The following is a 15,162-nucleotide window of genomic DNA, read 5'->3' as shown; positions in this document are numbered from 1 at the left end:
ATTTAATCCAGGAATGGGAGGAATGCCGCAAGGATTTGGTCCGGAAATGGGAGGCTATCCAATGACGGGGGGATTCAATCCAGGAATGGATATGAGAGGAATACCGCAAGGATTTAGCCCGGAATTAGGAGGTCATCCAATGGCGGGGATGTTCAATCCAGGAATGGAAATGGGAGGAATGCCACAAGGATTTGGTCCGGAAATGGGAAGCTATCCGACCGGATATAATCAATCTTCAATAAATCAATCTCCTTATCCTCAAGATGCTGTTGGAAATACGCCAAACTCCTATTCAACGGAAAATAATGGTCCAGTTCAAGAGGCGCCATCTTATGAAGGGGCGATTACTTCAGAAGTGGCATCACCTGCTTATGGACCGGGAGGGAATGCTCCAGTATTCACACCTCCTTATAATCCTACTATTGGGCAGCCGCCATTTATGAATCCATATGGCATGAATCAAGGTACTCCATTTGGAATGCCAAGATACCAAGAGGATGAAAGCAGTGATCTATGATTTTTTTCATAGAGGAGACGATACTTTTTATTATCGTCTCCTTTCTTTATTAGAAAAAAAAATACCGTTCCAAATCATCGAATTAAGCAGGATTAGAAATGATGTATATCTAATAAAAACGAAGCAATATTGGATAATTTTAAAAGGTTTTACTAGTTATCAAAAACTCAAAGTTCAAGTTGCTTTTACAAGAGCGCTTAAACAAGAAGGTTTTACACAGACATATCAATTTTATGAGTTCGATGAGGAGCCAATTGTTATCGATAATAAAGTGTATGGGCTGATTGAATATCTTCCCCCACATAAAGATTCTTTTTCATATCATAGTAAGCGGAATAGACGGGAAGCACTTCAATTATTGGAGCATTATTATTCGGTTACAGAGCGACTGGTAGAAATATATAAGTATATCTTGCCAACTTTTCATTTAATGAAAAAATTTGAACACAGACTAGAAGAATATCGAATGAATATACCAATTATTGAGCAATATGTAAAAAAAGACATAGTAAAGGAAATAATGGAATGGGCTGATTATTCATTTGGTTCAATAAAAAACAAAATAGACTATTTGGATACAAACCCAAACGTAATCCTGCATGGGGATGTTGCTCATCATAATTTCTTACGTGTTAGGAATAATGAATTATACTTAATTGATTTTGATTTAATTAGTATTGGTCCACGAATTGCAGACTATTTACAATTTGCTAATCGCATTCTTCCTGATATAGGATGGTCTATACAAGATTTACAAAGTATGCAAGGCTACGCCGATCTTTTTAAAGATAAATGGTTTTTAATGGCTTTAATATATCCGACAGATATTCTGAGGGAATGGAATAGAATAATCAGAAATAAAGATGTAGATAATGCCTACTTGTTAGAACAAGTACAATTATTAACAACCAATCAGTTTCACAAAAGGAAGAAATTTTATCAAAAACTGCAACAACTTGTAGGAACATAAGACATAAAAAAAGACTGGCTAGACTTTACAGTATGTTTCTTTCCGAACAGTAGAAGATAAAAGAGAGCAAGGTTGCTCAAGTTTTACATGAAGGGGAGAATTCTACTATGCGTAAAGTTAAACTAGTTGCTCCAGTTCTGTTGACATTGTCTTTTGGATTAACAGGTTGTGGTGTAAATGAGGATCAAACTGCTGATCGAAATCGCCTTAATAATACTAGGCCAATTGGATATTATTCAAATGAACAGCATGAAGGAAACAATGGCGTTGGGAATGCCGATAATGATGGACCAATTACAGAAATGATGGACCATACTTTTGGGGATGAAGGAAATACAAATGGATCCAATGTTCGGAATGTAAACAATAGAAACAGAACAAACGTAAGAAATGTAAATAATCATCACAACAATCGTGATAACGTAAATATAAATGATCAGAATGAAAGAGTATCTTATGACACAGAATTAGCTGAAAAAATATCCGATCGAGTTACTAAAATGGATAATGTAAAAAATGCACGTACGCTTGTTTATGGAGAGAACGTTTTAGTTGCATTGGAAGTGGAAAATACAAAGAATGTGGCCAAAACAAAAGCGCAGGTAAAAGACAAACTAAATGATTCACTAAACGGAAGAGACATTTCAATCATCACAGATAGAGGAATATTTAACAGTATAGAAGATATAAATCGTTCGATTCGAAATGGTCAGCCGCGGCAAACGATTAACCATAATATTGAAAATATTTTTCAGGATTTAAATCCAGCTAGGGACAATAGATAATAAAAAAACTAACTTTGAGTGGTATAACCACTTGGGGTTAGTTTTTAGTCCATTCGTTCTTTATTAGAAACGTTTTAAAAGTGATAGACGATATTCCCCCAAATATACAAGAAGAAAAGCATGATTATAATAGAAAAAAGGATCGTTCTATATAATGAATTAGTTATTGAAATTACAAGAGAAAAGAGATATACTTTATAATGAAAAATACATTCGTTATAAAGAACTTATAAAATGTTAGTTAAAAGCCGAAAATGGCGGAGGGATATATAGTGAGAGTGCTAATCGTAGGTGGACAAGAGAATAAAATTAGACATGCTCTAATGCAAGAACTTTCAAACAAGCAAGTTTGTTACATAGTAGCTGATCGGAAAAAAGAAAATAGCATCCTGTCCTCTCTAGTTCATCATCAAGTAAACACTTTCTTGAACAAGATGGAATTAGCAGATTTAATGGAAAAGTATCAAATCGATTGTGTAATTGACTTATCAAATGAGCCAATTATGTCTAACAAAATGAAAGATTCCTTTGAACATTCAGAGAAGAATATTGCTCGTACGCTTGAAGTACTGGAGGCATGTGTGGAAGCTAAAGTAGGAAAAATTATTTTTCCGTCTACCATAGCAGTTTATGGGGACTTGGAAGATGTGATCACAGAGGATATGGTTTTACAACCAGTGCTATTTGAAGGATTATCGAAAAAGATAGTGGAGAAATATATACAACATTATCATACATTATATGGTCTTTCTTATACGATTTTACGATTTCCTATTTTATATGGAGAATATTCCTTCCAGAAGCAGAACGAAAGTATAGTGGAAACAACAATCAAAAATGTGTTGGAAAATCGTCCGTCTATTTGTTTTAAAGACGGAGAAGATAAGAAACATTTTTTACATATTAGTGATGCTGTTAAAGCCTTTATTTCTAGTTTAAATAAAGGCACGAATGAAATTTTTAATATTTGTCCGATGGAAAAATATTCAATGAAAGAAGTTGTCTCTATTATTCAGTCATTGATAAATGAAGATTCTCTTCCTCGCGTGGGTTTGAAAAAAGGAGAGAAAAGTAGAATTTCAACAAAGAAGGCACAAGTCCATCTTGGATGGCATGCTCAAGTGTCGTTTATAGAGGGGATTAGATTAGCGATGGTTAATATAAAACATGCCCTAAAACAGAAAAACGAACTATTGAAATAGGATTCATTATGATTCCACCTAGAGAGAGTTACTACGATACGCTATGAGAGAACCCTCCAATATAAGATTGCTAAAAATTAGGAATGAAATTATTTTTTATGGTGAGAATAATAGAGAGTAAGGTTGTTTAAAACCAAACTTTAGATTGACAGTACCTTATTTCCTTGGAAATAAAGCTGCTGTTGTGAGTAATGTGAAGAGGTGGTTATAATGAAAACCAGATTCCTTTTATTTTCAACTGTTCTTCTTGTCAGTATTCTTACTGTCTTTTTATCAAACGGACAAGTATATGGAAAGACTGGAAGCGGTGTCTCTCAAAATGAGAATCCTAAAAAATTGCAAGTCGTATTGCAAAGGATTTATTTAGACGGAGAAGTGAGTGAAGAAACAATAGAAGAGACAGTATGGTCGATGGAAGATTTCTGGTCAAAGTATGATAAATGGCAGCTGGTAGATATGACAAGCAGAGATCTTGTTTTTAAACAAGAAGTTGATGATATATCTCCATTGTTGAAAACAAATGGTTATTTTGGCATTAATGAAGAAGGGATTTTAACCATTTATAATGGAAAACCGGCTGAAGAGAACATTATTCAGTCCTTTTTCCAGCTTGATTTAAAGAAGCTGGAGTCGAAACAACATGAAGATTTACAAAAAGGTATTCCGATTAAATCAAGAGATCGTTATGTAAAAGTACTTGAAACCTTTAAAAACTTAACAACAATTGAAACTACTAATTAAGGAATTATCAGTGAACAGAGGAAACACAGTAAACGTGTCGAATCTGCTCACTTTTTTTTGCAAGAATATTATGAAAATCATCTATAATAGCAGTTCTACAAAATAGTATGATAAAATAAGGGCTAGGATTTATCCCACACTTAAGGGGCACGGAGCCCTACTTTTGGAAGTTTTCTTTATAAGGGAGAGAATATAATTTGTACGAATATATAAAAGGGAATGTAGAATTTGTTGGACCAGAATACATCGTAGTGGAAAATAATGAGATTGGTTATCAGATTAAAACACCTAATCCATTTTCGTTTTCTGCCTTTTCTGGTAGTAAGATTACTGTATATACATACCATTATGTTAGAGAAGATAATATTAGCTTATACGGTTTTCGTTCGCAAGATGAAAAAGCTTTATTTACCAAGCTCCTTAACGTTTCAGGAATCGGACCTAAGGGAGCATTGGCTATCCTTGCATCTGGAGAACCGAGCCAAGTAATATCCGCTATTGAAGCGGAAGATGAAGCATTCCTTGTGAAGTTCCCTGGTGTTGGCAAGAAAACAGCAAGACAAATGATTTTGGATTTGAAAGGGAAACTAGCAGAGTTTATGCCAGATTTCTCCCCGGATTTATTTACAGTAGAAAGGCATGTAGCGAAAGCAGAAAGTGATTCAGCAATGGATGAAGCGATGCTTGCTTTAACCGCACTTGGATATTCGGAGAAAGAAGTCAAAAAAATTATCCCACATTTAAAGAAGGAACAGTTATCAACAGATGGTTATATCAAATTGGCATTGAAGCTTCTTTTAAAAAGATAAATGTGGATAAACGATTATCTAGAAGAAAGGAGTGAATGTTATGGATGATCGAATTATTTCAAGTGAAGCAGATACACAAGATTTATCATTTGAAAAAAGTCTTCGACCCATTCAATTACAGGAATATATTGGGCAAGATAAAGTAAAAGAAAATTTAAAAGTGTTTATCGAAGCGGCTAAATATAGAGAAGAGGCTCTTGATCACGTATTATTATATGGTCCCCCTGGTTTAGGGAAAACAACACTTGCAACGATTATTGCGAATGAAATGGGAGTTAATATTCGTACAACTGCTGGTCCAGCAATCGAAAGGCCAGGTGATTTAGCAGCAATTTTAACTGCCTTAGAGCCTGGGGATGTGTTATTTATTGATGAAATACATCGTTTGCCGCGAGCTATAGAAGAGGTCTTATATCCTGCCATGGAAGATTACTGTTTAGACATTGTAATAGGCAAAGGTCCCAGTGCTCGATCAGTTCGCCTAGATTTACCTCCATTCACTCTTGTTGGTGCGACTACTAGAGCGGGTTCCGTTTCTGCACCGTTAAGAGATCGTTTTGGGGTTCTGTCTAGATTGGAATATTATGAGGTAGATCAACTCAAAGATATTGTTTCCCGAACAGCAGTTGTACTTCAAATTGGAATAGAGGACCTTGCAGCATGGGAAATTGCTAGACGATCAAGAGGTACACCTCGAATTGCGAATCGCCTTTTACGAAGAGTGCGGGATTTTGCACAAGTAAAGGGTGATGGAATGATTACGAAAGAATTGGCAGACCATTCCCTTGAACTTTTGCAAGTGGACCGTTTAGGGTTAGATCATATTGACCATAAATTATTACTAGGAATGATTTATAAATTTAAAGGTGGACCAGTAGGATTAGAAACCATTGCTGCAACAATTGGGGAAGAAGCACATACGATTGAAGATGTCTATGAACCATATTTACTGCAGATTGGTTTCTTGCAGCGCACTCCTAGAGGGAGAAGCGTCACACATCTTGTTTATGAACATTTAAATATAAAATTGGATTGATGGAAACATTTAAATAATAGAAAAGAATAAGCGGTATGAAGGACGAAAATAATGAATGATATTCCTAAGTATATAATGACTATTGGTGTGATTGTATTTCTTATTGGATTAGTAATGCAGTTTGTGCCGATTGGAAAACTTCCTGGTGACATTTTGATTAAAAAAGAGCATTCAACTTTTTATTTTCCAATTACAACTTGTATTGTGATTAGTATCATTTTATCTTTAGTTTTTTATTTTATCGGGAAATTTCGCTAAAAAAGATTGTATAAAAGAGAATAGGTGGACAGATATGAAAGTAGATTTATTTGATTTTTATTTACCAGAAGAATTAATTGCGCAGACGCCTTTAGAGGATCGTACAAGCAGCAGACTCATGATCGTTAATAAAGAAACTGGTGATTTAGAACATCGCAAGTTTAAAGATATATATGAGTATATTAATCCTGGAGATTGTTTAGTATTAAATGATACAAGAGTATTGCCAGCTAGATTACATGGTGAAAAAGAAGATACTGGAGCACATATTGAAGTTTTATTGCTGAAGCAGCAAAAAGATGACAAGTGGGAAACACTTGTCAAGCCAGCCAAAAGAGTCAAAGAAGGTACCGTTATTTCCTTTGGAGATGGAACACTAAAAGCAGTTTGTGTAAAAGAGTTGGAACACGGTGGGCGTATTCTTGATTTTCAATATGAGGGCATTTTTTACGAAATCTTGGATCAGCTTGGCGAGATGCCGCTGCCTCCCTATATTAAAGAAAAACTAGACGACCAAGATCGTTATCAAACTGTTTACGCGAAGGAAAGGGGGTCTGCGGCAGCTCCAACAGCTGGGCTCCATTTTACAACAGAATTGTTAGATGCACTAAAGAAAAAGGGTGTACATATTGCCTTTATTACTCTGCATGTTGGTCTTGGCACCTTCCGACCAGTAAACGTTGAGGATGTAGATAAACATGAAATGCATGCGGAGTTTTATCAGCTTAATAAGGAAACAGCTGCCTTATTAAATAGTGTAAGAGGTCAAGGCGGACGAATAATTTCTGTAGGTACAACCTCAACTAGAACGCTTGAAACAATTGCCTCTGCCAATAATGGTGAATTTGTAGAAAGCAGTGGATGGACAAGTATCTTTATTTACCCTGGATATGAATTTAAAGGAATTGATGGCATGATTACGAATTTCCATTTGCCTAAATCGACGTTAATTATGCTAGTAAGCGCACTGGCAGGAAGAGAGAACATTCTTCATGCGTATGAAACAGCAGTCAAAGAAAGATACCGCTTCTTTAGTTTTGGCGATGCAATGTTTATACAATAAGTAATCGATCATCATGATAGGTTATCAATTGCTTGAGTTTCGCAGTAATATTCTTTAGAATAATATAGTCGATTCTACTGTTTTTTAGTTACTAGATATTTTTTCATTAAAAACGGAAAATTAATCATGAATCTGAGAAAGATTCACTTTATATGAAGGAGAAAATAAATTTGACAGCAATACGTTATGAATTCATAAAAACTTGTAAGCAAACAGGCGCCAGATTGGGGATTGTCCATACACCCCATGGATCTTTTGAAACGCCGGCTTTTATGCCAGTTGGAACGTTAGCAACAGTAAAAACAATGGCACCAGAAGATTTAAAAACGATGGGAGCAAATATCATTTTAAGTAATACCTATCATTTATGGTTAAGACCAGGTCATGACATTGTGAAAGAAGCAGGCGGGCTTCATAAATTCATGAATTGGGATAAAGCGATATTGACGGACTCGGGCGGATTTCAAGTCTTTAGTTTAAGTGATTTCCGCAAAATCGAAGAAGAAGGCGTACATTTTCGCAACCACTTAAATGGGGATAAATTATTCCTTTCCCCAGAAAAAGCAATGGAAATACAAAATGCCCTAGGGTCAGATATTATGATGGCATTTGACGAGTGTCCGCCCTACCCAGCAGAATACGATTATATGAAGAAATCAGTGGAACGAACTTCTCGTTGGGCAGAACGCTGCCTAAAGGCACATAAACGTCCAGAGGATCAAGGTTTATTTGGTATTATTCAAGGTGGAGAATACGAAGAGCTTCGCAAACAAAGTGCAAGAGACTTAGTTTCTTTAGATTTACCTGGCTATGCAGTCGGTGGATTATCAGTTGGGGAACCTAAGGATGTGATGAATCGTGTCCTTGAATTTACAACGCCATTAATGCCAGATAATAAACCGCGTTATTTAATGGGAGTAGGTTCACCAGATTCATTAATCGATGGTGCAATTCGTGGGATTGATATGTTTGACTGTGTGTTACCAACCAGAATAGCAAGAAATGGTACGGTGATGACAAGTGAAGGCCGTCTTGTTGTGAAAAACGCTAAATATGCTAGAGATTTTGGACCATTGGATCCTGAGTGTGATTGCTATACTTGTAAAAATTATAGCCGGGCATATATTCGTCACCTTATTCGATGTGACGAAACATTCGGAATAAGGCTTACATCTTACCATAATCTATATTTTCTGTTAAACTTAATGGAGAATGTCCGAGACGCAATCAGAAACGACCGTTTAGGAGATTTTAAAGAAGAGTTTTTCGAACGTTATGGTTTTAATAAACCAAACGCTAAAAACTTTTAATAGAGAATTTGAAAGGAGGGGAAATATAAATGGGAAATTTAGCTGGTTTACTACCGTTTATTTTAATGTTTGTACTATTCTATTTCTTGCTAATTCGTCCACAGCAAAAGCGTCAAAGAGCTGTGCGTGATATGCAAAGTAGCTTAAAAAAAGGGGACAAGATTGTCACGATTGGCGGCATGCATGCTACAATCGATGCAATTGATGAAGGAACGGTTGTATTAAAATCAAAAGATGGCTCACGCCTGACATTTGATCGTAATGCAATTCGTGAAGTAGTAGAATCCTCTGCTGCAGTAGCTAGTCCAACATTAGAAAAAACAGAACAATAAGTAAAAAAAAGTGCAGTCTTAAAAAATAAGATTGCACTTTTGTATTTTATCGAAGGATTTTTAGTTGTTTATTTTTTGGAAAGATTTACCCCCAAAATACCTCCCATCATACAAATAAGGGTATAACATACATGATAAATGGTTTGTTCTATCGTAAATAGTTGGTCAGAGCCTAGAAAGGAAAATAAAAAAATGATGATGGAATAGATGAACCCCGTGAGTCCCCCAAGAAACCAACCTCTTTCCTTACCTTTCCCGCCGGAAATAAAACCACCTGCAAATAAAGTTATAAAGGATACGGCTGTAATAATATATCGCAGGGATGATTCTTGAATAGATGTAAATCTTAATAATAGGGAAAAGAACAAACTGCTTGCTATTAACATAATGAAAATGGCAATTAGACCGTATAAAACAGAACTGCCAACATGTTTACTCTCTTCGATTGTAAACCTCTCCTTTCCAAAACATTTAAAGTTTTCTATAAAAGTTCTCTAGTACAAGCATATTCGGGAAGGAAGAAAATAGAATTAAAAAATATTTAAAAACACATTTTTCTCTCATCCTTATACTGCTACTTTTCTGTATTATTTTTATCGTATGGAGCAGATTAAAAGAGAACATATTTGATCGGAGGAGATAATGTGGACCAGTATTTGATCATTTTGTTTAGAACGATTTTGATCTACTTCTTAATCGTTCTTATTTTTCGAATGATGGGAAAAAGGGAAATAGGGGAATTAAGCATACTAGATCTTGTTGTATTCATTATGATCGCAGAAATTGCTGTTGTTGCTATAGAAGATTATAAGGATCCCATTTTACCAACGCTATTTCCAATGTTTATCCTACTAGCCATTCAAGTGCTTCTTGCGTTCTTTTCTTTAAAAAGCAAAAAAATGCGTGATTTTATTGAGGGAGAACCAACATTAATTATCAAAAATGGTAAAATTGACGAAAAAGCAATGAGAAGCCAGCGCTATAATTATGATGACTTATTAATTCAGCTTAGAGAAAAAAATATCCGCAATATTGCAGATGTAGAGTTTGCCATATTAGAAACATCAGGTAAACTTTCTGTATTTGAAAAAGAAGAAAATAAGTCATCTATTACTATTCCATTAATTATGGATGGAATTATTCAAGAGAGCAACCTAGAGAGAATAGGAAAAACTAATCTATGGTTAAGACAGCAATTAAAAGATAAAGGATATGTTAATATAAAAAACATCTCCTTTTGCAGTTATCAAGACGGTGAATTTTATATTGATGTGATTGATCATTAAAGAAAGAACAACAGTGAAATCTTTCAGTAAAAAAGCAACCAGTGAGAAGCGGAATTCTCATTGGTTGCTACAGTTGAAAAAGTTTTAAGAAAAAAATGGACCAATCCAAGGGATTTTTGCTAAATCTTTTTTGTTCATTAAACGGAAAAGAAAAAGCAATATGATATAAAAGATACAGATTATACTAGTAATACTGATGATTTGTATCAGAATGGAAGGGAACGTTATTGTTTTGACTAAAAGAGAGCCAAGATAAGCAGTCAGCAAAATAACAAGCAGCATTTTTATATAATCTTTCACAATAATCGAGAAACTAATTGTTTTTAATATTGTAGCAAAATGAAGGATCGTTACTAAAACAAACCCAACAATTAAGGCAATAGCTACTCCGAAAATTCCAAACTCTGGTCGACTTGCAAGAATAAAAATTAATGCTGTTTTAACGGCTGCTCCGATAAAGCTGTTAATCATTGCTGCTCTAGCAAAATTTAAGGCTTGCAAAGTAGCCTGAAGTGGACCTTGGTAATAATTAAGAATAAAGAACGGTGCCATTAGCTGAATAAAGGAAGTGCCTCGCGTGCTTCCGTACATAACGGTCATTAAAGGCTCAGCCAACACATATAGGACTACAATGGCAAGTCCACCTGTCATAAAGGTGAATTTGAGTGCTTGCTGTAATAAATGTTCGATTAGCTTTAGTTGATTATTAGCTTTTGCTTCACTAATAGCAGGCACAAGAGATGTTGATAATGATTGAGTAAAGAAGGATGGCAGCATTAAGAGTGGGAGTGCAAAACCAGTTAATACTCCATATTGTTTTGTTGCATTGATAGCAGTAAGACCAGCTAATGATAAGCTATGTGCTACAACAATGGGTTCAATAAACCAAGCGATGCTGCCAATCATTCGGCTTCCTGTTGTTGGTAAAGCAATTGTCATTAGTTCTTGGAAAGTATTTTTTCCATTATGTACATATTGGAAGAATTTTTTCCGCAAATGAAATTTTTTTTTCCATTTAAATGATGCTAGTAAATAGAATAAAGACGCTAGTTCTCCAAGAACAGAAGCGAGCATTGCCCCTGCAGCAGCATATTCGACTCCAAGAGGCAGAAAGGCTTTTGTTAAAGTCGCAATTAACGCAATCCGAACGATTTGTTCAATCACTTGAGAAATTGCAGCTGGCTTCATATTTTGTCTGCCTTGAAAATACCCTCTCAAAACAGATGAAACAGCGATTATTGGGATAATTGGCGTAATCGCAAGAAGTGGTAAAAGAGTTCTTTCATCTGTAAATAGGGTTTGAGAAAGATAGGGTGCTAAAAGAAATAAAGCTGGAGTAAAGATCACTGTTAGACCTAAAGTTGTACTTAAGGAAACGATTAAGATGCTCTTTACTTTTCGTAAATTCCCTGCTGCTTCGGCTTCGGCTACATTCTTAGAGATTGCTACAGGCAGTCCAAGCTGAGTGATGGTTACAACTAATATCATTGTCGGGTAAACCATCATGTAGAGTCCAACACCATCATCTCCGATAAATCGTGCGATAACAATTCGATTTATAAATCCAAGAACTCTAGTAATAAATCCTGCTATAAGTAAAATCATTGTTCCTTTTAAAAACTTAGACATTCTATTACCTGCCTTCTCAAATAGCGAATAATACTATACAATTATCTATATGCAACAGAGTGGACAAAGCATGACAAGGTTTTTTTATAAAAGTAAGTTTGTTGTAAGGAAGAGACGATATTTTATTGTTAGTATGAAAAAGGAATCATATTTTTTTCTAGGTAAAATGGTTTGCTTAGCATTATGGAGGTATAGAAGTAAAAGGAGATAGCTCCCATGTTTAAAAGTAAGATAAAATGACTGTAATGGAGTGAATAGGAATGTCGTCAACATCAACACACATATATGACCAATATCGTTCACAAGTTAAACCTGTATTAAACAGCAAGTTAGAAGAGTTTCACTTACTTGGCTATGAGACTATTAAGGAAGACGAGCTATGGGCATTTTTAACGAATAAAAAATGGAGAAAGCCTGCTCAAGATATCAGAATTTCGGAGCTTGTACAGGATATACTGAATGTTAAGGTAGTAGACTATATGAACTTTGCCACTATCGAGGCATATAAAACGGCAGATCTATTCTCTGTCTTATCAGAAGAAGAAAAAAAAGAATTACTGAAGTAAAGGAGTTTTATTAATCAGAAATTCTTCCATTATTCTTTTTTTATAGTTGATGATGGTTTGGAGATGGTGGTAATAAAAGACAAGTCGTTAACTTTATGTGACAATTAGAATAACTTTACTAGTATATTTTTCTATACAAATTGACAGTCATGATAAACTGTTCCATAATGAGTTTATTCTAAGTTATAGAAGAAATTGTTAGTTTAATTACTGGAAAGAAGTGAGCCGCAGAAATAGAATAACAGCTGATTGCAAGGTTCATATTATAAGAGGACATCATTTTTGATAAATAACAATGAATATGGCTAGTATTAGTTGAGGAAGTTTCTGCTTTGTATTTCATGAGGAGGATTAATACATAATGGTTAAACGCAGTAGAATTGTTGCTTTTTTGTTAATCATTGTCTTGGCGGCAGGATTAATGGGAGGAACAACAAATAAAATTTTGGACAATATTAAGCTTGGATTAGACCTTCAAGGTGGATTTGAAGTTCTTTATAAAGTAGAACCACTGGAAAAGGGGAAAGCGAAAATTGATGAAGCCGCTTTAAAAAGCACAGCTCAAGCTTTAGATAAAAGGATAAATGTTTTAGGAGTAAGCGAGCCTGTTATTCAAATAGAGGGAAAAGACCGAATAAGAGTACAGCTTGCTGGTATAACAGATCAAAATGAAGCAAGAGAAATGCTTTCAACTGAAGCTAACCTAACATTCAGAGATATTCAAGATAAGAAATTACTAGATGGCTCTGATTTAGTGCAGGGAGGAGCAAGTCAAGAATTTGACCAGTATGGAAAACCTAGTGTTTCTTTAAAACTAAAAGATGCAAATAAATTTAAAGAAATAACACAATCAGTTTTAGGTAGTCCGTTAGTCATCTGGTTAGACTTTGAAGAAGGGGATTCTTATAATGCGGAAGCAGCGAAAGAAGAACCAAAATTCTTATCTGCGCCGATGGTAAGTGAAGTGATTAACTCGGATACTGTATCTATAACTGGTAATTTTACAGTAGATGAGGCGACCAGATTAGCTGAATTATTAAATGCTGGTGCATTGCCGGTTAAATTGACGGAAGAATATTCGACAAGTGTTGGCGCACAGTTTGGAGATCAAGCGTTAAAAGATACAGTATATGCGGGTATCATTGGTGTAGGCCTAGTATTTTTATTTATGCTTCTCTATTACCGTCTGCCTGGATTAGTTGCTATCATTACATTGTCCATCTATGTTTATTTAAATCTGTTGGTTCTTGATTTAATGAAAGGGGTATTAACACTTCCAGGAATTGCGGCACTTATTCTCGGTGTTGGAATGGCCGTAGATGCTAATATCATTACCTATGAAAGAATTAAAGATGAACTGAGGGTAGGAAAGTCGCTGCGAGCTGCTTTTCAAGCAGGTAATAAAAACTCCATCGGAACCATTTTTGATGCAAATTTAACTACCATTATAGCTTCGATTGTTCTATTTATTTATGGGACAAGTTCAGTAAAAGGGTTTGCTACACTCTTAATTGTTAGTATATTAGTAAGTTTTATTACTGCTGTATATGGTTCTAGATTATTACTCGGTTTACTAGTGAAAAGTAAATTGTTTGATAAAAAAATTACGTGGTTTGGAGTCAATCGTAAAGACATTAAACATATTAGCGAAAATTACGATACTTTAACATTGCCAACCAAATTTGATCGTCTTGATTTTGTAAAATATAAAAATGTATTTTTCACAATTTCTAGTGTTTTAATTGTGGCGGGAATTGTGATTATGTTTATATTCAAGCTTAATCTTGGAATTGATTTTGCAAGTGGATCTCGTATAGAAGTTATGGCAGATAAAGCATTAACAACTGCTGAAATTGAAGATCACTTAGATAAGCTGAATGTAAAAGCAGACGATATCGTAATTTCAGGTGACAAGCAAGATACTGCTGCTATTCGTATTAAGGGTGATTTAAGTCGAGCTAAAATTAATACGATAAAGTCAGAGTTTAATAAGACGTATGGGCATGATCCGAACGTCAGCAGTGTATCACCAACTGTTGGGAAAGAACTAGCTAAAAATGCCTTTAAAGCGATAATTTTTGCCTCCATCGGAATCATTATTTATGTGGCAATTCGCTTTGAAGTATATATGGGTCTTGCAGCTGTATTAGCATTACTGCATGATGCTTTCTTTATTGTCGTGATTTTCAGTCTCACACGACTAGAAGTAGATATTACCTTTATCGCTGCCGTGTTGACGATTGTCGGTTACTCGATTAATGATACGATTGTTACCTTTGATCGTATAAGAGAAAATTTAGCGAAGAAGAAGCGAATCAAAACACCACAAGAAATTAAAGATATTATCAACAGAAGTATTAGACAGACATTTGCACGTTCGATAAACACTGTAATAACGGTTGTGATTTGTGTAGTGGCTTTATTAATATTTGGAAGCAGTGCAATCACAAACTTCTCTTTAGCGTTACTAATTGGTTTAATTGGCGGTGCCTATTCTTCTATCTTTATTGCATCCCAGCTTTGGTATGTCTGGAAGAAGAGAGAATTAAAGAGAAAAGGTGTCTTAATTACGTATAAAGAAAAACGTCCAATTTCAGACGAGCCACAAGTATAAGACAAAACAAAAGCCTGTCTCCTAAAGGAGCGGGTTTTTGTATA

15 protein-coding genes and 1 pseudogene are annotated in these 15,162 nt (G+C 35.0%); 14 read left to right on the top strand and 2 right to left on the bottom strand.

All coding sequences use genetic code 11. The features are described from left to right. From NSQ92_RS14940 to yajC, 11 genes and pseudogenes are all read left to right on the top strand, one after another. Positions 1–517, top strand: a pseudogene (locus tag NSQ92_RS14940) (hypothetical protein); the annotation flags it as partial. After that, on the top strand, positions 507–1,487 hold the full coding sequence (locus NSQ92_RS14935) for a phosphotransferase (RefSeq protein WP_061800806.1): 981 nt from the start codon (positions 507–509) through the stop codon (positions 1,485–1,487). The pseudogene NSQ92_RS14940 and the gene NSQ92_RS14935, both read left to right, overlap by 11 nt. 107 nt (positions 1,488–1,594) lie before the next feature. Next, positions 1,595–2,272 (top strand): YhcN/YlaJ family sporulation lipoprotein, encoded by a 678-nt coding sequence (locus tag NSQ92_RS14930; protein WP_341152901.1) that lies wholly within the window; start codon positions 1,595–1,597, stop codon positions 2,270–2,272. 272 nt (positions 2,273–2,544) lie between these two features. Further along, the gene (locus tag NSQ92_RS14925; RefSeq protein ID WP_061800805.1) at positions 2,545–3,474 is read left to right on the top strand and encodes an NAD-dependent epimerase/dehydratase family protein; all 930 of its coding nucleotides are present in this window, start codon (positions 2,545–2,547) and stop codon (positions 3,472–3,474) included. A 210-nt stretch (positions 3,475–3,684) separates the two neighbouring features. Next, complete coding sequence (locus NSQ92_RS14920; protein WP_144546503.1) at positions 3,685–4,215, top strand: BofC C-terminal domain-containing protein; 531 nt, start codon at positions 3,685–3,687, stop codon at positions 4,213–4,215. 197 nt (positions 4,216–4,412) lie between these two features. Then, positions 4,413–5,024 carry a Holliday junction branch migration protein RuvA gene (ruvA, locus tag NSQ92_RS14915; RefSeq protein WP_047944295.1) on the top strand — a complete coding sequence of 204 codons (612 nt, stop codon included), beginning with the start codon at positions 4,413–4,415 and terminating at the stop codon, positions 5,022–5,024. A 40-nt stretch (positions 5,025–5,064) separates the two neighbouring features. After that, on the top strand, positions 5,065–6,060 hold the full coding sequence (gene ruvB / locus NSQ92_RS14910; RefSeq protein ID WP_144546505.1) for a Holliday junction branch migration DNA helicase RuvB: 996 nt from the start codon (positions 5,065–5,067) through the stop codon (positions 6,058–6,060). A 51-nt stretch (positions 6,061–6,111) separates the two neighbouring features. Further along, positions 6,112–6,318 carry a DUF2905 domain-containing protein gene (locus NSQ92_RS14905; RefSeq protein WP_047944297.1) on the top strand — a complete coding sequence of 69 codons (207 nt, stop codon included), beginning with the start codon at positions 6,112–6,114 and terminating at the stop codon, positions 6,316–6,318. Between the two features lie 34 nt (positions 6,319–6,352). Beyond that, a complete protein-coding gene (queA, locus tag NSQ92_RS14900) occupies positions 6,353–7,381 on the top strand; it encodes a tRNA preQ1(34) S-adenosylmethionine ribosyltransferase-isomerase QueA (RefSeq protein WP_061800803.1) in 1,029 nt (342 codons plus the stop codon). 170 nt (positions 7,382–7,551) lie between these two features. Next, positions 7,552–8,691: a tRNA guanosine(34) transglycosylase Tgt gene (gene tgt / locus NSQ92_RS14895; RefSeq protein WP_061800802.1), complete on the top strand. Its 1,140-nt coding sequence runs from the start codon at positions 7,552–7,554 to the stop codon at positions 8,689–8,691. Positions 8,692–8,720: 29 nt separating this feature from the next. Further along, positions 8,721–9,023: a preprotein translocase subunit YajC gene (yajC, locus tag NSQ92_RS14890; RefSeq protein ID WP_047944300.1), complete on the top strand. Its 303-nt coding sequence runs from the start codon at positions 8,721–8,723 to the stop codon at positions 9,021–9,023. Positions 9,024–9,091: 68 nt separating this feature from the next. Here yajC and NSQ92_RS14885 read toward each other — a convergent pair whose 3' ends face one another. Next, entirely contained in the window at positions 9,092–9,469 is a 378-nt protein-coding gene (locus NSQ92_RS14885; protein ID WP_082138430.1) for a TIGR04086 family membrane protein, read from the bottom strand. Positions 9,470–9,667: 198 nt separating this feature from the next. Between NSQ92_RS14885 and NSQ92_RS14880 the strand changes: the two genes are divergently transcribed. Continuing rightward, positions 9,668–10,309, top strand: a complete 642-nt coding sequence (locus NSQ92_RS14880; protein ID WP_047944302.1) for a DUF421 domain-containing protein — start codon at positions 9,668–9,670, stop codon at positions 10,307–10,309. 84 nt (positions 10,310–10,393) lie between these two features. Here the strand turns inward: NSQ92_RS14880 and spoVB are convergent, their stop codons facing one another. Continuing rightward, positions 10,394–11,938, bottom strand: coding sequence for a stage V sporulation protein B (gene spoVB, locus NSQ92_RS14875; protein WP_047944303.1), 1,545 nt, complete (start codon positions 11,936–11,938; stop codon positions 10,394–10,396). Between the two features lie 260 nt (positions 11,939–12,198). Between spoVB and NSQ92_RS14870 the strand changes: the two genes are divergently transcribed. Next, positions 12,199–12,504: a post-transcriptional regulator gene (locus NSQ92_RS14870; protein WP_047944304.1), complete on the top strand. Its 306-nt coding sequence runs from the start codon at positions 12,199–12,201 to the stop codon at positions 12,502–12,504. Between the two features lie 361 nt (positions 12,505–12,865). Next, positions 12,866–15,118, top strand: coding sequence for a protein translocase subunit SecDF (gene secDF / locus NSQ92_RS14865; RefSeq protein ID WP_047944305.1), 2,253 nt, complete (start codon positions 12,866–12,868; stop codon positions 15,116–15,118). Positions 15,119–15,162: the final 44 nt, after the last annotated feature.

The organism is Niallia sp. FSL M8-0099 (assembly GCF_038006945.1).
GTDB lineage: Bacteria > Bacillota > Bacilli > Bacillales > Cytobacillaceae > Niallia > Niallia circulans.
The sequence above is the reverse complement of the archived record's forward strand: the minus strand, read 5'-3'. Positions and strand labels throughout refer to the sequence as shown.